At 36.2% G+C, this 23679-nt stretch carries 18 protein-coding genes; 4 read left to right on the top strand and 14 right to left on the bottom strand.

Annotated elements, in window-relative coordinates; translation table 11 throughout:
- Positions 1 to 274: 274 nt before the first annotated feature.
- Positions 275 to 769, top strand: coding sequence for a metallophosphoesterase family protein (locus tag ACHRWY_RS22670; protein ID WP_395357665.1), 495 nt, complete (start codon positions 275 to 277; stop codon positions 767 to 769).
- A gap of 5 nt (positions 770 to 774) precedes the next feature.
- Here ACHRWY_RS22670 and ACHRWY_RS22675 read toward each other — a convergent pair whose 3' ends face one another.
- From ACHRWY_RS22675 to ACHRWY_RS22685, 3 genes are all read right to left on the bottom strand, one after another.
- Positions 775 to 1692, bottom strand: a complete 918-nt coding sequence (locus ACHRWY_RS22675; RefSeq protein ID WP_395357666.1) for a sensor histidine kinase — start codon at positions 1690 to 1692, stop codon at positions 775 to 777.
- 42 nt (positions 1693 to 1734) lie between these two features.
- The gene (locus ACHRWY_RS22680) at positions 1735 to 2397 is read right to left on the bottom strand and encodes a response regulator (RefSeq protein ID WP_395357667.1); all 663 of its coding nucleotides are present in this window, start codon (positions 2395 to 2397) and stop codon (positions 1735 to 1737) included.
- 168 nt (positions 2398 to 2565) lie between these two features.
- The gene (locus ACHRWY_RS22685; RefSeq protein WP_395357668.1) at positions 2566 to 2982 is read right to left on the bottom strand and encodes a DUF4293 domain-containing protein; all 417 of its coding nucleotides are present in this window, start codon (positions 2980 to 2982) and stop codon (positions 2566 to 2568) included.
- A gap of 183 nt (positions 2983 to 3165) precedes the next feature.
- Here ACHRWY_RS22685 and rho point away from each other — a divergent pair, with 183 nt between their 5' ends.
- Complete coding sequence (rho, locus tag ACHRWY_RS22690; protein ID WP_395357669.1) at positions 3166 to 5067, top strand: transcription termination factor Rho; 1902 nt, start codon at positions 3166 to 3168, stop codon at positions 5065 to 5067.
- 249 nt (positions 5068 to 5316) lie between these two features.
- On the opposite strand, the gene ACHRWY_RS22695 is transcribed toward rho, so the two are convergent.
- The 7 genes from ACHRWY_RS22695 to ACHRWY_RS22725 form a co-directional block, all read right to left on the bottom strand.
- Complete coding sequence (locus ACHRWY_RS22695) at positions 5317 to 6333, bottom strand: M28 family peptidase (protein WP_395357670.1); 1017 nt, start codon at positions 6331 to 6333, stop codon at positions 5317 to 5319.
- A gap of 7 nt (positions 6334 to 6340) precedes the next feature.
- On the bottom strand, positions 6341 to 7318 hold the full coding sequence (locus ACHRWY_RS22700) for a DUF3667 domain-containing protein (protein WP_395357671.1): 978 nt from the start codon (positions 7316 to 7318) through the stop codon (positions 6341 to 6343).
- A gap of 232 nt (positions 7319 to 7550) precedes the next feature.
- Positions 7551 to 8324: a dienelactone hydrolase family protein gene (locus ACHRWY_RS22705; RefSeq protein WP_395357672.1), complete on the bottom strand. Its 774-nt coding sequence runs from the start codon at positions 8322 to 8324 to the stop codon at positions 7551 to 7553.
- Between the two features lie 99 nt (positions 8325 to 8423).
- Positions 8424 to 10625 carry a penicillin acylase family protein gene (locus ACHRWY_RS22710; RefSeq protein WP_395357673.1) on the bottom strand — a complete coding sequence of 734 codons (2202 nt, stop codon included), beginning with the start codon at positions 10623 to 10625 and terminating at the stop codon, positions 8424 to 8426.
- Between the two features lie 2 nt (positions 10626 to 10627).
- Positions 10628 to 11491: a cyanophycinase gene (locus tag ACHRWY_RS22715; protein WP_395357674.1), complete on the bottom strand. Its 864-nt coding sequence runs from the start codon at positions 11489 to 11491 to the stop codon at positions 10628 to 10630.
- An 18-nt stretch (positions 11492 to 11509) separates the two neighbouring features.
- Positions 11510 to 12979, bottom strand: a complete 1470-nt coding sequence (locus tag ACHRWY_RS22720) for a M20/M25/M40 family metallo-hydrolase (protein ID WP_395357675.1) — start codon at positions 12977 to 12979, stop codon at positions 11510 to 11512.
- Positions 12980 to 12990: 11 nt separating this feature from the next.
- Positions 12991 to 13443, bottom strand: coding sequence for an Lrp/AsnC family transcriptional regulator (locus tag ACHRWY_RS22725; RefSeq protein ID WP_395357676.1), 453 nt, complete (start codon positions 13441 to 13443; stop codon positions 12991 to 12993).
- A gap of 468 nt (positions 13444 to 13911) precedes the next feature.
- Between ACHRWY_RS22725 and rocD the strand changes: the two genes are divergently transcribed.
- Together rocD and ACHRWY_RS22735 are read left to right on the top strand one after the other, a co-directional pair.
- A complete protein-coding gene (rocD, locus tag ACHRWY_RS22730) occupies positions 13912 to 15165 on the top strand; it encodes an ornithine--oxo-acid transaminase (RefSeq protein ID WP_395357677.1) in 1254 nt (417 codons plus the stop codon).
- Between the two features lie 246 nt (positions 15166 to 15411).
- The gene (locus ACHRWY_RS22735) at positions 15412 to 15867 is read left to right on the top strand and encodes a DUF1810 domain-containing protein (RefSeq protein WP_395357678.1); all 456 of its coding nucleotides are present in this window, start codon (positions 15412 to 15414) and stop codon (positions 15865 to 15867) included.
- A gap of 121 nt (positions 15868 to 15988) precedes the next feature.
- Here ACHRWY_RS22735 and ACHRWY_RS22740 read toward each other — a convergent pair whose 3' ends face one another.
- The 4 genes from ACHRWY_RS22740 to ACHRWY_RS22755 all read right to left on the bottom strand — a co-directional run bounded on the left by ACHRWY_RS22740 (position 15989) and on the right by ACHRWY_RS22755 (position 23622).
- Positions 15989 to 17383 (bottom strand): RagB/SusD family nutrient uptake outer membrane protein, encoded by a 1395-nt coding sequence (locus ACHRWY_RS22740; RefSeq protein ID WP_395357679.1) that lies wholly within the window; start codon positions 17381 to 17383, stop codon positions 15989 to 15991.
- A gap of 10 nt (positions 17384 to 17393) precedes the next feature.
- The gene (locus ACHRWY_RS22745) at positions 17394 to 20402 is read right to left on the bottom strand and encodes a SusC/RagA family TonB-linked outer membrane protein (protein ID WP_395357680.1); all 3009 of its coding nucleotides are present in this window, start codon (positions 20400 to 20402) and stop codon (positions 17394 to 17396) included.
- 378 nt (positions 20403 to 20780) lie between these two features.
- Positions 20781 to 22718 (bottom strand): family 2A encapsulin nanocompartment cargo protein cysteine desulfurase, encoded by a 1938-nt coding sequence (locus ACHRWY_RS22750; RefSeq protein WP_395357681.1) that lies wholly within the window; start codon positions 22716 to 22718, stop codon positions 20781 to 20783.
- A complete protein-coding gene (locus tag ACHRWY_RS22755) occupies positions 22702 to 23622 on the bottom strand; it encodes a family 2A encapsulin nanocompartment shell protein (RefSeq protein WP_072960213.1) in 921 nt (306 codons plus the stop codon). Before ACHRWY_RS22755 ends, ACHRWY_RS22750 begins: the two co-directional genes overlap by 17 nt.
- Positions 23623 to 23679: the final 57 nt, after the last annotated feature.

The raw sequence follows: 23679 nt of genomic DNA on the forward strand, positions 1-23679 counted from the left end.
AAGACCTGTTAGGTATGTTTAGAGGTGGGGATAAAAATAATACCTAACAGGTTTTAAAAACCTGTTAGGATACAGAAATCCGGTCTGCATTGGCAGACCGGATTTTTTATGTTCGAAAATAAGAAAACGTTACGAAAGACTTGCTGCTGTGTGCCTTTGCGAAAAAAAACTCAGCAACTTAGAAACTTAGCGCGTTTTAAAAAACCTTTGTACCTTTGAAACTGCAGAAAAAAAATCCCAGCAACTTAGTAACTTAGAATCTTAGTACCTTAGAATGAAAAAAATCCTCCTCCTTTCTGATACCCACAGTCATATTGATGATACTATTTTAAAATATGTAAATCAGGCTGATGAGGTTTGGCATGCGGGAGACATTGGGGATCTGAATGTTACGGATACTATCAAAAAGCTAAAACCTTTGCGTTGTGTTTACGGCAATATTGATGATGCACAGGCGCGATTAGAATTTCCTTTGCATAACAGGTTTTCGTGCGAGAATGTTTCGGTCTGGATTACGCATATTGGTGGATATCCCGGGAAATACAATCCGGCGATAAGAGAAGAAATGGCAGCAAATCCACCTAAATTATTCATTTGCGGGCATTCGCATATTTTAAAAGTCATGTTTGATAAAAAAAATAATTTATTACACATGAATCCGGGTGCAGCCGGAAAAAGCGGATTTCACCAGGTTCGAACCATGTTGCGATTTGTTATCGATGATGATAAAATTAAAGATCTGGAAATTGTTGAGATTGGAAAAAAATAATTTTATTATGGAAGCGGAACCTGAATTTTAATTAAGGTACCTTCATTTGCTTTTGAAATAATAGCGATATTTCCTTTGTATTTTTTAATTCGTGCCCTAATTCGGTTTAAACCAAAACCTTCGACTTCGTGTAGTTTTTTAGTTTTAAAACCTTTTCCGTTATCGTGAATAATAATGGTAAACTGATTACGCTCTTCGGATAGTGAAATTTGGGCTAATTTGGCATCACTATGTTTGATGATATTGTTGAATAATTCAGAAACAATAAAATAAACCTTCATTTCAAATTTTTCATTGTATCTTTTTTCGGTCGAAACAGAACTTGAAAATTCAAAATTAATAGTAGAGTTGGAATTTTTCTCGCATAAATCTTCTAAAGCGTAAATCAATCCAAAACGAACTAAAAGGGTAGGGACCAAATCATGAGACATGTCACGCAACAAGTCATGTGCTTCTTCTAAAATCGCTTTTGCTTTCTGGATTTCTTCTGATTTTATATGGTTTTGGGATGTATAGGCATTCAGGTGCAGGCCTACTGATGAAAGTAAAGAATTGATGTTGTCATGTAAAAACGATGCAATTTTTTTACGCTCAATTTCCTGCGTGTCGATTCCCACATTAATAACGTTAAGTAGTATTTTTTGCTTGATATCCTTTCGTTTAATTTTTTGTTTCAGTTTGTTATTTTGGTAGAAGAAGTAGAATAAAAAGAACAGTATTACGACAAGGACAATAGAAAGGCTGACTATTTTTTTATTCCTGACTTTTTCAGGAGCGCTGGTTTTAGCAATACTATTTTCTTTTGAACTATCAGAAGATACAGTGTTCGTTTCTTTTAACGTTTCTTTTTCCTGACTATAAGCCATGTTTCCGTGTAGGGCAATACAGAACAGAAAAGCTATGAAAGTTCTAAAAATGGACATAAAAAAATAAATTTTTAAAGATTACGGTCTTCTTTCAGGATATCAGGTATTGATAAGGTTGTTTTTTAAGGCGTATTTTACGATGCCAATAGTGCTTTTGATATTTAATTTTTTCAGAATGTTTTTTCTGTGTGTTTCAACAGTATGGGAACTAATAAAGAGTTCTTCGCTAATTTCTTTACCGCTGTATTCAAGTGCAATCAGGGTGATTATTTCGATTTCACGTGAGCTTAAGATAGGATTATCGACAATATAATCTTTGTTGACCTTTATATTGTTATGCATGAAATTGTTAAAGATCTTTTCTCTTACAGCATCACAAAAATAGTCCTGCCCCTGAAAAACAGCTTCGATAGCCTCAATGATGTTTTCGCCGGCACATTTTTTTGTGAGGTACCCTTTAGCACCCAATTTCATGACTTCTTTTATGATTTTTAAATCGTCATAACTCGACAGGATAATAACTTTACAAGGAAAATCTTTTTCACTGAATTCTTTTAAAACCTCAATTCCGTCTTTTTTAGGCATACTGATATCTAAAACTAAAATATCAGCCGTGTTTTGAACCACATCATTATAAACAGTGGTGCCATCTTTTGAGCTGCCAACAACTTCAAAATTACGGACTGTTTGTAATAAATTAGTTAAGCCGTCAATAAGTACCTGATGATCATCGGCCAGATGTATCCTTATTTTATGTTTCATATTTATTTTTGGAAACTGAAATACAAAATTATGGAAAAAATATCTTACAAAGTTGTTTTTTAATTTGTTTTAACGGTGTTGTTTTGAATTAGGGAAAAATACAAATACAAAAAAACCCGAATTAAAAAATTCGGGTTCTCTTCGCACAAAAAACTTAAGTTTATAGGTTTATCTCAAACGATCTACAGATTTTACAAGATCTTCATCCTTCTTGATGGCCTTATTAGCTAAAACTAATAATACGATAGCAACAATTGGAAGAAACATCCCAATACCTTTCTCTGATACAATGTTAGTAGTATCTCCAGATAAATTTAGAGAACGATATACAAACAATCCTAATAAAATTAAATTTAATATTATGTTCAGCCTGCCCATTACAAACTGATTTTGTCTTTTTTTGTATGAAATGATACTAATGATCGTTAACATAGTACTTAACCCTAATAAGATCGTATAAAACTGATCCTGCATAAAGTAAAATGCCTTACCGTTATTTAATGTCCAAAGTGGTACAAAAAAGAGTAGAACCCCTGTGATTAAAAAGGTAAGAATTAAATAAACGGTCTGAATTCGTTGTATCATGATCTAAAATTGTTTTACAAAAATATATTTTCTTTTTTTAAAATACTATTGTATGATTAAATTTTATTCGTATTATTGCATCATAATACCGTAAGCACTTCATACTGCGGTCAATTGAAATCAATTATCTACCTATTCTTTTTACAGTATTTCCTTTAAAATAATTAAATTCATAGAACATTCATGTTTGATATTTCTGCATTAAAAGAAATGAAGCTTGCTGAGCTTCAAGAAATAGCTAAGTTAGCTAAAACTATAAAGTTTAATGGCGTTAAAAAAGAGACTTTAATAAGTCAGATTTTAGCACATCAAGAAGCGACAGTTGCACCGCCTGTAAGTGCCGTAACTGAGCCATCAGAAGATGATAAACCCAAAAGAGCCAGAATAGTTCCAGCTAAAAAAGTAGCCATTTCAAAAAATGCGCCTGTTCTGGAATTTGATAAAGCAGAGGAAGCTCCTGAGAAAATTCAGGCCCCTGTCGTTGCAAAGCCAGCTTCAAAAGCAGCACCGGTTTCAAAAGCCCAGCCGGCTTCAAAAAACCAGGCCACTCCAAAAGAGGAAGCAAAACCACAAGCAGAAGCTTCTGAACCTATAGAAAATAAGGAAGTAGAGAAAAAAGGACCTAAAATTGTAAAATTTAATAAGTCAGCTTACGAGAAAAAGGTTGCACTGCAAAAAGAAAAAGAGGCTGTCAAAGAAGTAGGTACAGAACAAGCTGAAGAAACTGTTGCCACAGCTCCAATTGAAGAAAAAAAGGATTTTTCAGAAAAAGCAGAAGGAACTGCTCCTGTAAAAAAGATCAATCCGAATCAAAATAAAAATCAAAACCAGAATCCAAACCAAAACCAGAACCCGAATCAAAACCCGAACCCAAATCAAAATGGTAACGGTACCGGAAATGGCAATAACGGAAATCAAAATCCAAACCATAAAAATAAAAAGAATAATTTCAGGGATTCAGACTTTGAATTTGACGGAATTATAGAAAGTGAAGGTGTTCTTGAAATGATGCCGGATGGTTACGGATTTTTACGTTCATCAGATTATAATTATTTAGCCTCTCCCGATGATATTTATTTATCAACGTCACAAATCAGATTATTCGGTCTTAAAACCGGAGATACTGTAAAAGGAGTGGTTCGTCCTCCTAAAGAAGGCGAGAAGTTTTTTCCTTTAGTTCGTGTACTTAAAATCAATGGTCACGATCCGCAAGTTGTTCGCGACAGAGTTTCTTTTGAACACTTAACCCCGGTTTTTCCTTCTGAAAAATTCAAATTAGCCGAAAAAGGCAGTTCCGTTTCCACCCGTATTATCGATTTATTTTCTCCAATAGGAAAAGGGCAGCGTGGTATGATCGTCGCTCAGCCTAAAACGGGTAAAACAATGTTGTTAAAAGACATTGCCAATGCCATTGCGGCCAATCACCCTGAAGTTTATCTTATTGTTCTTTTGATTGATGAGCGTCCTGAAGAGGTTACTGATATGCAACGCAGTGTTCGTGGTGAAGTTATTGCTTCGACATTTGACAGAGAACCGCAAGAACACGTAAAAATTGCTAATATCGTACTGGAAAAAGCAAAACGTTTAGTAGAATGTGGTCACGATGTTGTGATTCTTTTAGATTCGATTACACGTTTGGCAAGAGCTTATAATACCGTTCAGCCTGCATCAGGAAAAGTTTTAAGTGGTGGTGTTGATGCCAATGCATTGCAAAAACCAAAACGTTTCTTTGGAGCAGCCAGAAATGTAGAAAATGGAGGTTCGTTAAGTATTATCGCAACTGCATTAACTGAAACAGGTTCTAAAATGGATGAGGTGATTTTTGAGGAATTTAAAGGAACCGGTAATATGGAACTTCAGTTGGATCGTAAAATCGCCAACAAACGTATTTTCCCTGCAATTGATCTTACTTCGTCAAGTACACGCCGTGATGATTTATTGTTAGATGAGAAAACATTACAAAGAATGTGGATTATGCGTAAATATCTGTCTGATATGAACCCGGTAGAATCTATGGATTTTGTAAATGATCGTTTTAAGAAAACCAGAAATAACGAAGAGTTTTTGATCTCGATGAATGACTAGAGGAAGGTTCAAAGGTTCAAAGTAGCAAAGGTTCTGAGATTTTTCTTTTAGGATCTGTAAATATAAAAAAAGGGATGAGTTTTTTAAACTCATCCCTTTTTTGTTTGGTAAATTTGATAAAATGTTGCGGTCTTTTAGATATTTAAGGATTCTACAAAGACGCATTGCTGTGCGCCTCTACGGTAAAATTTTCGCAAATCATAGATTCAGTCCCTTTCGGGAAACCTAAGAACCTTTGCAGCTTTGAACCTACTTTTTATCAACTACCGGTCTGTTTTCTCTATTGGCTAAATCCCAGGCGATCACAAATGCCAGTTGTGTTCTTTTTGTTAAAGCATCGTATTCGATTTTTTGAGGTTCATCTCCTTTTTGGTGGTAATCTTCATGAACTCCGTTAAAGAAAAATACTGACGGAATACCGTGTTTTGCAAAGTTATAATGATCAGAACGCTCGTAAAAATGATTTGGGTCTTTAGGGTCATTAAACTTAAAATCTAAATCTAATTTGGTGTATTTTTCGTTTTGTGCTACTACAATATTGTGCAAATCTGTTGAAAGCCTGTCAGCACCAATTACATAAACATAATTGTTGGTTTTGGCATGTTCTACATCACGGCGACCAATCATATCAATATTAATATCGGTAATCGTATTGGCAATCGGGAATAACGGATTTTCAGAATAATAGCGGGATCCGTGCAAACCGTGTTCTTCGCCCGTTACATGAAGGAATAAGATGGAGCGTTTTGGCCCGTGCCCGTCTTTTTTGGCTTTTGCAAAAGCTTTTGCCATTTCGATTACGGCTACAGTTCCTGAACCATCATCATCGGCTCCATTGTACACTTCGCCATTTTTTACCCCTACGTGATCATAATGTGCAGAAATTACTAAAACTTCATCAGGTTTTTCAGAACCTTGAATGTATGCCCAGATGTTCTCAGAATCGGATAAATTTTCATTGCGTCTTGCGTTTAAAAAAGCAGCAGGAATATGTTGGTAATAATCTGCTGCTCCTTTAGGAAATGAAACACCATTTTTCTTGTATTGCTCAATCATATAAAGACCTGCTTTTTTCTGTCCTTTAGATCCGGTTTCACGGCCTTCCATTTCGTCGGATGCCACAACATATAACATGGTTTTTAAATCTTTTTCAGAAATAACTTTTATGTATTTGCCCGGATCTGAATTGTCTTTTGATACAGCCGACTGTGTATTCTTGCAGGAGAAGGCAGTACCAATTAATAATAGAATTATAATTTTTTTCATATTGTGTTTAATGTAAGTTTAGGAATGTATAGAATGCATAAATGATTAGTAAAAGTAGAATAAAAAAGAGGTTAATGAAAAACAATACCGAACTTTTAATAAACGATACCCATCTGTTTTCGCCGTAAAAACGATGATGGGCCGGATAAAAATAATAACACATCCAGATAAAGCCCACAAAGTCAGTAATGTCTGAAATAAAAGTCAGCGGACTGTCTTCTCCACATAAGCCAACGAGTCTTCGAATAATGAATAAGATCAGGAATATTAAAAGTAAAAATGAAAAATAGTGCAGGGTAAATATACCGTGATCAAAGTAATACCATTTCTTTTTATTGTGAAAAATCCATAGAAAGAATGCGAAAAATGGCATTATGATAAACAGCATTTTAGGAATATTATGGATAAAAGATTCCGTGAATTTGTCGATAATTTCCTTCTTCGAATTGTGGTCTTTTACATATTGAATCTTTTTAATCACCCAATAACTAAAACTATCCAGTTTTTTTTCTTTTGGGGCAAACTTCTGTACGGAATCTACTTCTCTGGTAAAGTTGTCAAAATCATGTCCGGGTTGCAGATCATTCAGATTTCCTGTAAAAATGTTTTTAGGAATTTCTTTTTTACCAGTTTTATGATTTTTATCTGAAGTGACAATTTCAGTATCGTGCCCGGGAAATAATGCAATCATTAAAAAAGTAACAAAACTGATAAAGATGTAAAGACGAACAGGAGCAAGGTAGGATAATCTTTTGCCGGAAAGATATTCTTTTGTTAATGTTGAAGGTTTAAAAAGTAAATTGCGAATGGTTTTCCAAAAAGCATTTTCATAATGCGTCAAATCTTCAAAGAAGTGAATGAATAAATGATGAAATGTTTTTCGGCTATCGGTATTTTCCTGTCCGCAATTAGGACAAAAATTTTGTTCCACAACGTGCCTGCAATTCAGGCAGGTTTTGTCTTTTCGAATGGGACTATGTGACATTGGTTATTAAATTGGTTTGATTTGGTTTTGGTTATTGGTTTTTGCACACGGATGTTGCGGATTTAAAAGGGTTTACGCTGGTTTCTTTTTTTACAGATTAAATAAAATAGTCTTTTAATTCTATTTTGACTGTCAATACAACAATCTGTGACTGGGATCATTTTTTTTAATACAATCCGTTGAGACCCGTTTAAATCCGTAACATCTGTGCGTCATTACTATTAATAAAGTGCTATTTTTTCAATACTTCGTTCAGGAAAAGCTGCAAATGTTCAAACGATCTTTTGGCTGCCACAGCATTATAGGCAGCACCTTTTGAGTTGTCGCTTCCGGCTTCCGGATTGGTAAAAGAGTGAACGGCATTGGCATAGTAAATCATTTGCCAGTCGGCTTTTGAATCGCGCATTTCCTGTTGAAAAGCCGTAATTTCTGCTGCAGATTCAAACGGATCGTCTGCACCGTGACAAACTAAAACTTTTGTGGTTACAGGTGTAACAGGACGGGTAGCATCTTTGCCTAAGCCTCCGTGAAACGAAACCACACCTTTTAGGTTTAAATGTCCGCGGGCTGCTTCAAGAACTCCTGTTCCTCCAAAACAATACCCAATAGCGACAATATTATCCGCATTTGCACCAGATTTTATGAGTTCCTGTAAGGCAGCATTGATGCGCTTTTGATAAATTTCGTAATTTTTTTTATAGTAACCGGCTTGTTTTCCGGCTTCGCCAGTATTGGCTGGATAATTGCCTTCGCCATATATATCAGCGATGAAAACATTATAGCCCAATTTTGATAAATTTTCGGCAATATCTTTCGAGGCTTTGTCAATTCCAAGCCATGCCGGCAGAAGTAAAATACCCGGATTCTGACTGCTTTTTTTAGCAGATTTGGCAAATAAGCCGTTTAATGCCTGGGAACCATCTGTATATTTTACAGCTTTTAATTGCGCGCTTATAGTGTTAGAAAACAATATAGTAGCAAATAAGAGTAGGGCTGAATTTTTCATAGTTTTACAATTTTTAACAAATATCAGAAATATTATGTTACAAAAAAACCTCAAAAGGCATTTCTTCCGAGGTTTCTTAGTTAATTTATAAGATTAAAATCATTCGCCGGGATGGTAGGTTTTTTCAGCATTTTTAATGACATCTTCTTTATAAAACAAGACTTCTTTAAATTGTCCTTTTTGGTACATTTCGGCCTGGTCACTAAAATGTTTCGAGTCTGGATTGCCGCTGTTTCCGCCAGCCAATAATGATTTTGCTTTTATTCTCGGGCCAAATTCTACTGCACAAACAAAACTGTTTCCGTTGTAACCGTATCGTTTTTTAGTACCATTTTGATAACTGCTTTTAAAAGAAGGTAAACTTCCCCAGGAGCCCGGGCCAAAAGCAATGGGCAAGCTGGACCGGGCATCGTCATATTTTAAATCAATATCTCCGCCGGAACGCTGAAAACGGTTGATTTCGCCCCAGGCTACCTGCCAGGTTCCCCATTTTGATTTTAGATCTTTTAGAACTTCCTGTAATTGTGGAATAAGTTGCTTTACAGTAGCATTCTTCGCAAAGTTTTTGGTATTCTCCACCTGGTCCGGTTCACCTTCGTCAATGTATGCTTTTAAGATAATCGGGTCTAATTTATAGGCCCATTCAACCGCCAGTGTAGTGGCTACTGAATTTTCTTTGGCATAATAATCCCAGTTTTTTAAAATTGTGACAGGTTCAATTAATTCTGTGTATGCAGGATCTGCAGGTTTGATGTTTTTCTCGAAAACCGTAATCAAAGCCGGAATCAAAACTTCAAAAATAGATAGTTTTGTATCGTATCCATCTGCAATAACCTTGTCTAAAGTATAATGATCTCCTTTGCTGAAAATTCGGACTGCGTTTATTCCTCTAAAATTTTCTCCATCGGGTGCCATATAAGGCAGGTAGTTTTCTTTTTTCGGGCTGTTTTCCCCGGCAACACTATAAGGAGTCGAATTGCAATTTTGCAGCCAGCCGTTTACCGGATTATACACATGAACAGTTTCGTCGACTTCATGTAAACCTTTCCATTGAGTTGAGGAAACCGATCCGTCAACTACTTTTGACCAGTTGAGGTTTTTATCTCGTATCGGGATAAAGTTTCCGTGCCAGTAGGCAATATTTCCTTTACGATCTGCATAAACCGTATTGTTAGATGTATTTGCTTTTAAAGCCATCGCTTTTTTATAGTCTTCGAAACTTTTGGATTTGGTTCTGACCCAACTCTGAATCAAACTGGTCATCGAGCGGTTATTCGATTTTAAACTGATCCATTTTCCATCTCGCTTCGCCATAACCGGGCCGTTGTTGGTAAAATAGGTTTTGAATTTTTTAGGGATCAGTTTTCCGTTTTCGGTATAACGAATCGTGATTTCTTTTTCGATAACAGGCAAAAGCTTTGTATCGAATTCGTAGAATAGTTTGTTGTTTTTGGTGCTGATCTTTTCGGCATACATATCGGCAACATCTACGTTTGATGACGTATGCATCCATCCGCAATTTTCATTAAAGCCCTGGTAAATAAAAAATTGTCCCCAGGTTACGGCTCCGTAAACATTCAGGCCTTCTTCGCTGGTGATCTGAACTTCGGGTCTGAAATAAAAAGTAGTATGGGGATTGATATACAAAATAGCATTTCCATCGACAGTTTTAGAAGGGGAGAAAGCAAATCCATTAGAGCCTGTTTGTACGTTTTTTTCTCTTTCTACATAAGCGACTTTATCAGTATTGCCGGAGTAAAAAGCTTTTAATTCTCCTGTTGAAAGATCGGCGGTACTTATGGCGCCAATACTTCCGTCTGTCCAAAGCAGCGGAAACCACGGTTCGAAATGCGTTAAAAGTGCCGGTTTCACTTCGGGATGTTTGAATAAATAAAAATTGATTGCATCGGCATAACTGTTCAATAGTTTTTTGAGCCAGTCAGGTGCTTTTTTATAATCAGATTTGGCTTCCTCGGGATCGATCAAAAGGCGGATTTCTAAGTCATTGTACAAAACCGATTGTCCCTTTAGTTCAGAAAGACGTCCCAGTTTTTCAATATAATTCATTTCAATTCGTTTAAAATCATCTTCGCACTGCGCGTAAAGTAATCCAAAAACAGCATCGGCATCTGATTTTCCGTAAACATGCGGAATTCCCCACTGATCTCTGATAATAGAAACCTGTTGTGCCAATTTCTCCAGACGGCTGATTTCTTTTGGAGTGATTTTTTGTGCAGTAATCTGAAGGCTAACCAAGCAAAAGAGAAAACTTAGTGGTGCTATTTTAGTGTAATGAAACATGATTATTTGATATTAAATTTTTGTCCGGCTGTATAAATGCTCATTTGAAGGCTTTCGATCGAAATCAGGTTATTTTGTTTTGCTTTTACAATTCCCTTTGGATTTCTTACCACAATTACTTCACTTTCTCCTGCTACTTCAATTTGATTGTTCCGAACGATAATGGCAGTACTTTCGTCGATTCCAATTCCGGTTAAACCAGGGAATTCAACTAAAGCAGAAAGTAGTCGGTTGTACCGGTTTCGTTTTAAAAAATGCTGATCAATTACAGCTGTTTTTAATAATCCCAGACCTTCAGAAGTTTCGAGATTGTCATATCGGATATTATCAAAAGTTCCGGAATATTCTTTTTGTAGTTTCTGGTTGCCTGTAATCATTTTCTCTGACATCACGGCTGCTCCTGCACTGGTTCCTGAAATGGTGCTTCCGTTTTCATAGGCTTTTTGTAGGGCCGTTTTTATGGGAGTATTTTGCACTACATTCATAAAACGTACCTGATCACCGCCGCTTATAAAAATGAGTTTTGCTTTTTGCAGGGAATCTGTTAATGTTTTATTTTGGGCCGTTTCTCTATTAAAATTAAGCATCACAATTGGGTTTGAGGTTAATTTAACCATTTGTGTCTTAAAGAAAATAAACGAACTGTCCGGTTCTTCACTTGACATAGGTAAAACGACGATAAAATCTTTTTTACCTAAATCGGCAACGGCCAAAGCCTGTTTCATCAACGCATCAGAACGGTCTCCGCCACCAATGATGAATAGCTTTCCTTTTGGTGTCTGGGCTTGTAAAAAATAACCTGTACATAAAAATAAAAGCAACAGGTATTTTGGAAACGAAAATGTGAAAAGAAACTGATTTTTCATGGTACTGTTTTGGTTTGGTTAATGCTGATTTTCTATAAATTTCAAAATTGAGGCATTGACAATAAAGAGAACATCTTTTACTTTATCTAAGTCTACTTTTGAATAAGTGTCCCGGGGCGTGTGATAATCCTCGTGAAAGCCACTAAAAAATGTCATTACGGGAATTCCTTTTGCGGTAAACGATGCATAATCACTTCCGGAATGCCCATTAGTTTCCCATAAATCTAAAGCAAATGGATTTTGAAGTTTTTCGTTGCTTTCCTGGGCAATTTTCTTTAAGTATTCAGTTTCCTTTTGGGTTCCAATGCTCAGAATGCGATGTGTTTTATCTTCCGGTGCACTTCTCGAAATCATATCCATATTAATACAGAGCAGGATATTCTGATCGTTTAAATTCCGAACAAAATATTGACTTCCCAAAAGTCCCATTTCTTCGGCAGTCCATGCTGCAAAAAGAATGTTATACTCGGGTTTTATGTTTGATTCTGACCATTTTTTAGCCAAAGCCAGCATACCCGAAGTGCCGGATGCATTATCATCTGCACCGTTGTAGATCGAATCATTTTTAATTCCTAAATGATCGTAATGCGCTCCCACAATAATAGTTTTTGTAGTGTCTTTTCCCGCAATAAGACCCAAAATATTTCCAACATAAGAGGTTTCATGTTTTAATTGTATTGAAAAATTGATTTTCACATTTTTTAATGAAGTAGAAGCAAGGTTATTTTTTAATGGAATGTCACTTTTTGAAAAAAGATTTTCTGCTGTTTTTTTGCTAATTCTAAAAACAGGAATCGACGTTGTAATTGTATTTTCTAAAGAATGAAAAACTTCATTTTCTTTGTTTTGAGGTTTGAAATTTTCTCCTGTTTCGATGATGATTAATGCAATTGCACCTTTACTAATGGCGGTTTTTAGTTTGGTTTCTTCTAAATCATTTTCTTCCGGAAATATCTTTTTTAATTTTTTATAAGTTGAAGAAGTGCTATCCTGATCACTTGGGAATCCGCTTAAAACCGCAACAATTTTGTTTTTTACATCTATATTTTTATAATCGTCGTAGTTTTCTTTTGACAATTCTAAACCGTAAGATGCAAAAACGACTTCAGCTTGTTTTTTTTGAATGGAATTTGTTGTTGGAATAACTTCAAAATCCTTTTCGGGAGAAAGGGAAATCGTTTTGTAATTTCTTTTTTTGATTTGTAAAGATGTTTTTTTTACGGTATGTTCTTCAATTGTAAATACCTGAAAATAGTCTTGAGCTTGATTATAAGGTTTTAATTTATAGGAATTCATTTTAGAAGCAACATAATCACCAGCTAAAATGCCGCCTCTTTGATTTGCTTTTCGGCCTTGCATCGAATCTGATGCCAAAATAGCTAATGTTTCAGAAAAATCACTTTTTGAAGGGTTTGAAACTGTGATTTGCGCAAACAGTACTGATCTACAGAAATATAAAGTAAATAAAGCTAGTATTCGTAAACGCATTTAGTAAAGATTTATAAAGTGATATTTCGTTTGAAAGCGCAACCCAATTCAATAATCGAATCGGTTTTAGCGATACCCGGGATATTATCAATTTTTTCGTAAAGAATCTTACGCATATGTTCGTGATTCTTTGCCACGATTTTAATATAAAGCGTGAAAGAACCCGTTACATAATAACATTCTGTAATTTCAGGAATATCTTTTAACGCTTCGATAATCCGATCCGAATCGGAATCTTTATTTAGGGTAATTCCGGTAAAAGAAGCCCAGTCAAAACCAATTTTCTTTTCCTGAATAATGGGTTTTATTCCGCCAATAACACCTTGCTCGATCATTCGATTAATGCGTTGGTGCACCATTGTATTTGATATTTTTAAATTAGCGGCAATGGCAGAAAAAGCCATTCTGCCATCTTTCTCTAATTCTTTAATGATGCTGATATCAAATTCGTCTAATATATCCATTATTTAAATTGTATTGTAATTATCTCCTAATTTTATTGTTGTGGTAAATATGTAGTCCCTACGGAACATTTTTAACGGTTTGTGATCTTCTTTTTCTACCGATATTTTATTCCTAACGGAATATATGCTGATTGCTTATATTCATGTTTGCCGAATATAGTTCCTATATCTCGGAGAGATTAAATACGGGCAGAAAAATAAAATGACAAACATAATTTTGTCCCATTGTGACAACATTATGTCCTGCCAAATTATATTCGTAATGAATTATAATTTTACCTGCATAAAAGTAATTATTTTTTTCGATAAAAGGGAATAATGCGCTTTCATTGATAAAAACAATTGATTTTTTATCGTGTAAAAATTGTTGTTTTTGACTTTAATAATGGTTTTAAAAAGTCAAAATAAATATTTTTGACCTTGATAATGAATAAATTTTAATACTTTTGCACTTTAAATAAATAGACCATGATACATACTGAAAAATCACTTTCGTCAAAATCAGAAGTTTTGATAGAAAAAGAGAATAAATACGGAGCTCATAATTATCATCCGCTTCCGGTGGTGCTGGAAAGAGGAGAAGGTGTATATGTTTGGGATGTCGACGGAAAAAAATATTATGACTTTTTATCGGCTTATTCTGCTGTAAACCAAGGACATTGTCATCCTAAAATTGTGAAAGCAATGGTAGATCAGGCGCAAAAACTGACTTTGACTTCACGTGCTTTTTATAATGACAAATTAGGTGATTATGAAGAGTTTGTAACGAAGTATTTTGGTTTTGACAAAGTTTTACCCATGAATACTGGTGCCGAAGCTGTTGAAACAGCGCTTAAAGTATGCAGAAAATGGGCGTATGAAGTAAAAGGCATTCCGGAAAATCAGGCGCAGGTTATTGTTTGTGAAAATAACTTTCACGGAAGAACGACTACTATTATTTCATTTTCTAATGATGAAGGTGCCCGTAAAAACTTTGGTCCTTTTACAGAAGGGTTCATAAAAATTGAATACGATAATCTTGAGGCTCTTGAAAAAGCGTTGGATTCGTCAAAAAATATAGCAGGATTTCTGGTAGAACCTATTCAGGGTGAAGCCGGGGTTTATGTGCCTTCTGAAGGATATTTAGCGAAAGCAAAAGCGTTGTGTGAGCAACATAATGTTTTGTTTATTGCAGATGAGGTTCAGACAGGAATTGCACGTACCGGAAAATTATTGGCAGTACATCATGAAAATGTGCAGCCTGATATTTTAATTTTAGGGAAAGCCATTTCGGGCGGAGTGTATCCGGTTTCGGCGGTTTTGTGTAATAATGAAATCATGAATGTCATTAAACCGGGTCAGCACGGATCGACTTTTGGCGGAAACCCTGTTGCGGCAGCTGTTGCCATTGCAGCACTTGAAGTTATTAAAGATGAAAATCTGGCTGAAAATGCAGAACGTTTGGGAATCATTTTAAGAAAAGGCTTAAACGAAATTGCCGAAAGAAATAACCTGATCACGCTAGTTCGCGGTAAAGGGTTACTGAATGCCATTGTAATTAATTGTGGTGAAGATTCAGATCTAGCCTGGGAAATTTGCCTAAGATTCAGAGATAACGGATTATTGGCAAAACCAACTCATGGTAATAAAATCAGATTAGCGCCGCCATTGGTGATGACCGAAGCTCAGATTCAGGACTGTCTTGAAATTATAGAGAAATCATTAAATGATTTCAGGGACTAAGAAGTAAATCTGTCTTTGTATAAAACAAAAAAGTTGCCGGAATATTCGGCAACTTTTTTGTTTTAAATGCAAAACCTTAAATTATATAACAAACGAAAAAAATTCTATAATCTTTTAAGTCGCCTTGCTGTGTAGTTTTGAAATGTCTTTGAAAGTGAACTAAAGCAATTTAAAAAAAGGCTTTAATTTTATTTCAGAAGCAAAACGAAATCGGTTTTTATTAACTTTTATACAACAATTCTACAAATGGCTTATTCAAATAATGATATCACACGTTTTTTAGATGCGCAGAATAAACTTTATTTAACCGCTTTTTCTGAAATTAAAAAGGGTAAAAAACAAACACACTGGATGTGGTTTATTTTTCCTCAGATAAAAGGATTGGGAAAGAGTAATGTTTCTAACTATTATGCTATTGCCAATCTTAATGAAGCAAAGGAATTTTTGAATCATCCTATTTTAGCAAAACACCTTATTGAAATTACCGGGCTTTTACTGACTTTTAGAAGAAAATCAATTGAATCTCTTATGGGGGATTTAGATGCACGTAAGTTATGTTCTTCTATGACGCTTTTTGCTCAGGTTGAAGGTGCACACCCTGTATTTCAGGAAGTATTGAATGCGTTTTTTGCAGGGTATTCTGATCCCCTGACATTGTCTATAATTTCTACACAATTAGTGTCGTCAGCTGTTGCAGCATAATCATAAATTTCTTAGGAAATAGAAAACCATTCCACGAAAAGCGGAATGGTTTTTTTATGTTTTTACCACAGATTAAAATGATTTTTTTTAAATCTGCTGAATCTGCCGGCAGCTGTTTTTATTAATTACTATAGCCGGGATTTTGGGTAATTTTTTTGTTGGCATCAGTTTCTTTTAACGGAATAGGGAATACCAGATTATTGGCATCATAAGGAAGCAGGCTTGATCCGTCACCGTCTTCACTAATATCAATAGAACGTTTGGTTCTTTTGATGTCGTGAATTAAGAAACCTTCCATTCCTAATTCTAATTCGCGTTCCAGTAAAATATCATCTACGGTAACTGTTAGTAAATCATCTGCTTTTGCTCTTGCTCGGATAATATTGATGTCGTCAAGTGGTGTGTTTCCAACAGCTGTTCCTTGTCTGAGATTGGCTTCGGCTCTTATTAAATACATCTCGGCTAAACGAATAATAGTGACATCAGAAAACTGATCTGTAAACTTAGAAGTTAATATTCTGCCGTTTGCTTCATTTTCATAGTTAAAAGCTGCCCTGTCATCAGGATCGCTAAATTTTTCTAAATAATGGTCCCTGATCGAAAAATCTCCGCCACGACCTCCATTGTCCTCAGACTGATAAAAGGTATTGGCATCATTTACTCCGGTTTGTTTGGTAATTTGTATCGCAAATACATCTTCAGTCTGATCGCTATCGTGATTAAAAGCTGCAGCATAAGTTTGAGATAATCCGTGCCCGCTATTTTCGATTACATCGTTGGCGGCATCTCTTGCCTGAGCATAATTGCCTTGCTGTAAATATACTCTGGCCAGTAGTGCTTTTGCAGCATATTTGTCTGCATAAAAGCTGTTTTGGGCAGGGAGGTTGGTGTAAGCAACATTTAAGCCGTCAATGATTACTTTATACACTTCATCAACAGTACTTCTTTCTTTTGAAAGATCAACATTGAAGTTGTAGATTGCATTTGGTCTTATTACAACTCCTAATTGTGTATTGGCCTGACCACTAACATACGGTTTTGCAAAAAAGCGAACAAGATCAAAATAGGCGAGAGATCGTAAAAAACTCGCTTCACCAACCATTCTGGTTTGTTTGGCCGGGTCTTTTACTTTATCAACGTTTTCGATTACGGTATTTGCAGCATTAATGATTTCGTAGCATCTGGAATAGGTTCCCTGAATAATTACATTGTCTGACAACATGGTTTTAATGTACATCTGTCTCAACTCGCCAAAAGTCCCTCTCCATCTGAGGTCTGTAGTATTTAGTGATCCGCTAACCCCTAATAGATCGGCGTAAAGTAAAATTCTTCCGCCATAAGCATTTCCATTTGCTGCCAGGGCATACGTTCCGGTCAGTATATTTGTTATACCGCCTTCTGTGCTAAGTGTGATCGAAGAATCTTCGGTCTGTTTAGGGTCTATATTTAATTCATTTTCGCAACTCGCAAAAAGGGCTGCGAAAAATAGATACAGGATTATTTTATTTGCTTTCATTTTGTTCGTTTTAAAAATTAATATTTACTCCCATGGCAATTGTTCTTGCTGGCGGGGCCGAGTAAAAATCTTCTCCGGCTCTTGGATTGGTTCTGGTGCTGTCATCTCTTCTTGCTTCCGGATCAGTTCCTTCATAATTGGTAAATGTAAGCAGGTTCACTGCGGTAATGTAAACTCTCAGATTGCTCATTCCCATGTCGCTTACCGTTTTTTTAGGTAAAGAATATCCTAATGTAATGTTTCTTAAACGAATGAAATCAGATTTATCTAAATAGCGTGTCGATTGCTGCGTTCCGTTTGAACCTCCAAATCTGGCCTGAGGAACATTTGTAATATCGCCTGGATTTTGCCAGCGGTTTAACTGATCAGCAGTTTGGTTGTCAAAATAGTCAGCAGCTGTTGATTGGTATATTCCTGCTGAATTATAAATACTCGCCCCCCATTCTCCCTGAAAAGTAAAGGTGAAATCAATGCCTTTGTAATTGATGGTATTGGTTAAACCGGACATCAAGGTCGGAAACGGATTTCCAGCAATAATTCTTTTCGCTTCACTGAAGTCATTTGTTGTGCTTTTATCCAGACTTCCGTCGGCATTTTTAGTGTTTTTTACAAAAAGGGCATCTCCGTTTTGTGAATCAACACCTGCATATTCTACTAAGTAAAAAGAAGATATATTTTCGCCCACTCTGTTTATAGTGTAATCTGAAATGATATCGGTATTATCATTTGGCAATGATTTTACCTTAGATTGATTGGTTGTAATATTGAAACTGGTACTCCATTTAAATTCTTCTGTTTCAATGTTTTTAGTGTTTAAGGTAAACTCAAAACCATTACTTCTGATTTTTCCGATGTTCTTGCTTATTGTTCCGTCAGTACCGGCACCCGCACTTTTAGGAAGTGGTACGTCAAAAAGTAATCCGTCAGTATCTTTTTGGTAATAATCAGCTTCAAACGAAATTTTGTTTAAGAATCCAATTTCGAAACCAAAATCAGTCTGAGTTGATTTTTCCCAGGTAAGGTCATTATTTCCGGGTTGGTAAAAGGTTAATCCCGATTTTAAATTATACGGATTTGTCTGGTACAATTGGCGTGAAGCAAAGTTTCCAATTTCGGCATTTCCTAATTTACCCCAGCTTCCTTTTATTTTTAAATAACTTAAAACAGGATTGTCTTTTAAGAATTGTTCCTGAGAAATAACCCAACCGGCAGAAAAGGCAGGGAAAATTCCAAATCTGTTGTTTTTTCCAAATCGGGAAGAACCGTCACGACGTACACTTGCTTTAAAAAGATATTTACCATCATAACTGTAATTTACTCTTCCAAATTGAGAAACAAATGCATAATCGGTTTCGCTTCCGTGACCTTCGTTTACTTCTGCTCCTCCATCAACGGTCTGGAAATTATCGTTAGGGAAATAAATACTGTTTACATCCTGATATCTTCGGTTGTATTTATTGAATTCCATACCGGCAACCGCATTTATAGTATGTTTTTCTCCAAATGTTTTATCGTAAGTGAAGTAGTTACTAAAAACATAACTTTCAGTATTTACAGAAGAGGCAAATACTTCACCATCAGTCGCCATAAAAGGGGCATTTTTTCCTTGCCAGTAATCTTCGGTCTGACTTAAAAGATCGTATGAGAAATCAGAATTGAATTTCAATGAGTTTAAAATTTTCAGTTCTCCAAATACTTTTCCGGTTACCCTTCTCATGATTGTTTTCCAGAAAGTATTGTCTTTTGCTAAAAGATAATTGGCATATTCTGTATTAGGATTTGGTGTTCCGTCTTCTAATCTGGCTTGCGAAATTGGCGCTTGTGCAACAGATTGCAGTGGTGTTGTAAAGGAATTGTCATCCTGGACCCTGTCAATTAATGATCTTGAAAAACCAATATTCATTCCGGCTGTAAAACGTTCTGATACTTTGTGCGATAAGTTGCTTCTCGCTGTTAATCTTTCTAAACTATTGCTGTCTACAATTCCGATTGTTTTATTGTAGGAACCTGAAAAGTAGTATTTTGTTTTATCATCTCCTCCTGAAACCGAAAAATCGGCATCAGTAGTATAACCGGTTTTTAAAGCTTCTTTTTGCCAGTCTGTGTTTACGGCTCCGTTTCTCCAGTCTGTTCCTTGCGATAAGAACTCTAATTCGTCTTCTACAGATTCAAGATCGTTAACATTTCTTCCGGCCTCCTGTAATAATTCAACATATTGTGTAGCATTTAGCCATTTCTTTTTGTGGGTGGCTTCACTAACACCTTGGGATAAATTAATAGAGAAAGTACCTTTACCTTCTTTACCTTTTTTAGTGGTAATAATTACGACCCCGTTTGCACCACGCGCACCATAAATAGCCGCGGAAGAAGCATCTTTTAAAACGTCTATAGATTCAATTTCACTTGTACTTAAAGTCAGTAATGGATTGGTTGGGGCTCCGTTACTGGATTCATCGTCTGCAATTAAAGGAATACCATCTAACACATACAGAGGCTGTGATCCTGCGCTAATACTCGCAGCTCCGCGAACTCTGATGTTAATTCCTCCTTCGACTTTACCATTTGTCTGGGTAACCTGTACACCTGCCAGTTTACCTACCAGAGCATTTTGAAGGTTGGAGACTGGTATTTGCTGGATATCTTTTGCTGTTACGCGGGCAATATTATCGGTTGAGTTTCTCTTTGTCTGGGTTCCGTAACCTACAACGAGAACCGCTTCAAGCTCGTTTTGAGTTTCAACTAATTCTATTGTCATTAAATTAGAAGCAGAAACCTGAATAGTGGCAAAACTTACATAACTCACAATCAAAATGTCTCCTTTATTGGCAGCTATTTTAAAATTTCCGTCAAAATCAGTTTGTGTACTCACTTTTGTTCCTTTTAGAACAATATTTACTCCGGGAATTGGTACTCGTTTTGCGTCTGTAACTTTACCGGAGATAGATCCTCCTTGCGCTGTGGCTATTTGTACAGATAATACCAATAAAAGCCACAAAAAATGCTTTAAGTTAATTTTCATTTTAAAAAATTTTTGGATTAGTTCTTCCAAATATCTTAAATATATGTTAATAAACATGACTTTATTAACATAAAATATCACAAAAATTATTATTATTGTGTTATATATAACTTTTTAATGAAAATATACCGATTTTTCTAAAAATAAATATTTTTTATTACTTAATATGTAATAAAAATGTTTTGTATAGTGGTTTTTTTGAGGCAATTTAACAAAAAAATCGTGAATATTGTTGTTATTTGTTCTTTTATTTTGATAATAATTGAATGTAAAAAAGCGATTGTCCTCAAACAATCGCTTTTGGTTATAATCACTTAAAATATCAAAAAAAGTAATTATTTCTTGAGAGGATGAATAGGACCTCTTTCTCTTCTATTTTTAAAATCTAACTTTTTTAAGTTCCCACAGCGTTTTGATGAAAGTATCAACATCTTGTGTGGTGTTGTAAAAAGCCAAAGACGGACGAACTGTAGTTTCAACTCCCATTCGTCGCAAAATAGGCTGAGCACAATGATGTCCCGTTCGAACCGCAACCCCTTCTTTGTTTAAAGCCTGACCCACCTGATCGTTGGTATAGCCTTGTAAATTAAAAGAAAGCACACTGGCTTTATTTTTCGCCGTTCCTATTAATCGAACACCCGGAATTTCTTTTAGCAACTTTGTCGCATAGTCCAGTAACTGATGTTCGTAATGACCAATAGCGTCAATACCCAGTTTGGTAACATAATCTATGGCAGCTCCCAGTCCAATGGCATCAGCAATATTTCCGGTTCCGGCCTCGAAACGATTGGGTGCTTTGTGGTATTTGATTTCTTCAAAAGTCACATCCTGAATCATGTTTCCGCCAGCCTGGTACGGTTCCATTTCGTTTAGTAAATCTTCTTTTCCGTATAAAGCGCCAATTCCGGTTGGACCAAAAAGTTTATGTCCGGAGAAAACCAGCCAATCCGGATTTAAATCCTGAACATCGACTTTCATGTGGGAAACCGATTGTGCGCCGTCGATTAAAACTTTAGCTCCAACAGCGTGTGCCATTTTTACAATTTCTTTAGCCGGCGTTACAGTTCCCAGTGCATTTGAAACTTGGGTGAAAGCAACCAAACGCGTTTTGGAATTCAATAGTTTTGCATATTCATCCAATAAAATTTGTCCGTCGTCATCAACAGGAATTACTCGTAGTTTCAACCCTTTTTTATCCGCCAGACGTTTCCACGGAACAATATTCGCGTGGTGTTCCAGATTACTTAAAATGATTTCGTCTCCGGCAACCAGATTGTGATCGCCCCAGCTTTGAGCTACCAGATTGATCCCTTCTGTAGCGCCGCGAACAAATACAATTTCGTTTACGGAATTTGCATTCAAAAAGGTTTTTACTTTTTCGCGTGCGGCTTCGTAAGCATCAGAGGCACGAGCTGCCAATTCATGCGCTGCGCGGTGAATATTCGAATTTTCGTGTTCGTAGAAATACGCAATACGATCTATAACCGATTGTGGTTTTTGAGTCGTAGCTGCATTATCAAACCAAACCAAAGGTTTACCGTTTACGGTTTCTCTTAAAATCGGAAAATCTTTTTTAATCAGATTGGCATCAAAACGAGAACCTGAGACATTGCCGAAATCTGGTTTTTCAAAAGTATTCCCAACAATCAAATTCGAATTTCTCTGATCAAAAGCAAATGGGTTTTGTTCTAAAAAATAATACGAATTCGGGATTTCATTTCCGTTTAACGGAAAATCTACACGTTTTGTAAATTGGGTATCCACTAATGATAAAGCCACTTTTAATTCCGTTTCAAAAGAAGAACTTTCGGTTTGAAAAGGAAGATAATCATGGTTTAAAAGCAATTTCGAAAAGACGTTTTCTTCATTTGGTTGAGCGGTTCCTCCATTCTTGAAATTGACATCATGAAAACCGGTTTGCGGATTGTTGACATTGACATTATTTCCGTGTGGAATTCCCGATGGAGAAACCCCGCTTTGAGGATCAAATCCGGCTCCGGCGTTTGGATATAAAGCCGAAGCTCCTGAACCATAATTGGCAACAGTTGGCGAAACCCCAAAACCGCTAAATGCAGGTGCACCGGAAGGTGAAACCGCTACATCCTGAAATGGAGCTGGTGGTGTATTGTTGCCATTTAAGTTTCCGGCATTCAACAAAGTTTCTGCAATTTTTGTCGCACGGGGATGTTCATTTCGATCAGGACTTAATGAAATTTCCTTTGGAAATTCATTAGGTAATGTCTTGAACAATTCGTTGGCCAAAAGCTGCAAATCCTCAATGTTGGGTAAACCGTTGTGGTTAGTATTTATACTCATGGTACTTTCCTATTTCTACATCTTCGAGAACTGCAATGGCATCGTCTACCAATATCGCCAATGAGCAATAAAGAGATACCAGATATGAAGCAATTGCTTTTTCATTGATTCCCATAAAACGAACGGATAATCCAGGTGATTGTTCGCCTTGTAATCCCGGCTGAATAAGTCCGATTACACCCTGACGGCTTTCGCCTGTGCGTAATAAAATGATTTTCGATTTTCCATTTACAATTGGTAACTTATCTGATGGAATAAGCGGAATCCCTCTCCAGGTTAAAAACTGGGATCCAAACAAAGAAGTAGTGGGAGGCGGCACACCACGACGTGTACATTCACGGCCAAAGGCAGCAATCGCCAACGGATGTAACAAGAAAAATCCCGGTTCTTTCCACACTTTAGTCAATAATTCGTCTAAATCGTCCGGAGTGGGTGCACCGGTTCTGGTTTTGATAATTTGTGATTTTGCAACATTACTTAGTAAACCGTAATCTTTATTGTTGATTAACTCGCTTTCCTGACGTTCTTTGATCGTTTCGATGGCCAGACGAAGCTGCTCGGAAATTTGATTGTATGGTTTGCTGTACAAGTCAGAAACTCTCGTGTGTACATCTACAATAGTTTGAACCGCTGCCAGATTGTATTCTCTTGGATTATCGATATAATCGACAAAAGTATTGGGTAAAACTCTTTCGTCACGTGCAGAACAGTCTACTTCGATATGACTTCCGTCTTTTACTTTATTCAAACGAAATACACCCGATTCTACTGGTGTCCAATGTAAAAGATGGGTTAACCAACGTGGTGAAATGGTTCCAATTTGAGGGACCGTACGTGTTGCAATTGCTAACTGTCTTGCTGCAACATCTCCTAATGCTGTTTGTTGTTGTTTTTGTTCAGCCATGGCTTTAAAGGTTTAAAGGTTAATTTATTTTTGGTACAATATTTTAAGAATTTTCAT

Source organism: Flavobacterium sp. FlaQc-48 (assembly GCF_044007335.1).
Classification (GTDB): domain Bacteria; phylum Bacteroidota; class Bacteroidia; order Flavobacteriales; family Flavobacteriaceae; genus Flavobacterium.

What these genes read in the sequence shown, in the direction of transcription:
- ACHRWY_RS22670 (WP_395357665.1), top strand. Translation starts at nt 275, where the DNA reads ATGAAAAAAATCCTCCTCCTTTCTGATACCCACAGTCATATTGATGAT.
- ACHRWY_RS22675 (WP_395357666.1), bottom strand. Translation starts at nt 1,692, where the DNA reads ATGTCCATTTTTAGAACTTTCATAGCTTTTCTGTTCTGTATTGCCCTA.
- ACHRWY_RS22680 (WP_395357667.1), bottom strand. Translation starts at nt 2,397, where the DNA reads ATGAAACATAAAATAAGGATACATCTGGCCGATGATCATCAGGTACTT.
- ACHRWY_RS22685 (WP_395357668.1), bottom strand. Translation starts at nt 2,982, where the DNA reads ATGATACAACGAATTCAGACCGTTTATTTAATTCTTACCTTTTTAATC.
- rho (WP_395357669.1), top strand. Translation starts at nt 3,166, where the DNA reads ATGTTTGATATTTCTGCATTAAAAGAAATGAAGCTTGCTGAGCTTCAA.
- ACHRWY_RS22695 (WP_395357670.1), bottom strand. Translation starts at nt 6,333, where the DNA reads ATGAAAAAAATTATAATTCTATTATTAATTGGTACTGCCTTCTCCTGC.
- ACHRWY_RS22700 (WP_395357671.1), bottom strand. Translation starts at nt 7,318, where the DNA reads ATGTCACATAGTCCCATTCGAAAAGACAAAACCTGCCTGAATTGCAGG.
- ACHRWY_RS22705 (WP_395357672.1), bottom strand. Translation starts at nt 8,324, where the DNA reads ATGAAAAATTCAGCCCTACTCTTATTTGCTACTATATTGTTTTCTAAC.
- ACHRWY_RS22710 (WP_395357673.1), bottom strand. Translation starts at nt 10,625, where the DNA reads ATGTTTCATTACACTAAAATAGCACCACTAAGTTTTCTCTTTTGCTTG.
- ACHRWY_RS22715 (WP_395357674.1), bottom strand. Translation starts at nt 11,491, where the DNA reads ATGAAAAATCAGTTTCTTTTCACATTTTCGTTTCCAAAATACCTGTTG.
- ACHRWY_RS22720 (WP_395357675.1), bottom strand. Translation starts at nt 12,979, where the DNA reads ATGCGTTTACGAATACTAGCTTTATTTACTTTATATTTCTGTAGATCA.
- ACHRWY_RS22725 (WP_395357676.1), bottom strand. Translation starts at nt 13,443, where the DNA reads ATGGATATATTAGACGAATTTGATATCAGCATCATTAAAGAATTAGAG.
- rocD (WP_395357677.1), top strand. Translation starts at nt 13,912, where the DNA reads ATGATACATACTGAAAAATCACTTTCGTCAAAATCAGAAGTTTTGATA.
- ACHRWY_RS22735 (WP_395357678.1), top strand. Translation starts at nt 15,412, where the DNA reads ATGGCTTATTCAAATAATGATATCACACGTTTTTTAGATGCGCAGAAT.
- ACHRWY_RS22740 (WP_395357679.1), bottom strand. Translation starts at nt 17,383, where the DNA reads ATGAAAGCAAATAAAATAATCCTGTATCTATTTTTCGCAGCCCTTTTT.
- ACHRWY_RS22745 (WP_395357680.1), bottom strand. Translation starts at nt 20,402, where the DNA reads ATGAAAATTAACTTAAAGCATTTTTTGTGGCTTTTATTGGTATTATCT.
- ACHRWY_RS22750 (WP_395357681.1), bottom strand. Translation starts at nt 22,718, where the DNA reads ATGAGTATAAATACTAACCACAACGGTTTACCCAACATTGAGGATTTG.
- ACHRWY_RS22755 (WP_072960213.1), bottom strand. Translation starts at nt 23,622, where the DNA reads ATGGCTGAACAAAAACAACAACAAACAGCATTAGGAGATGTTGCAGCA.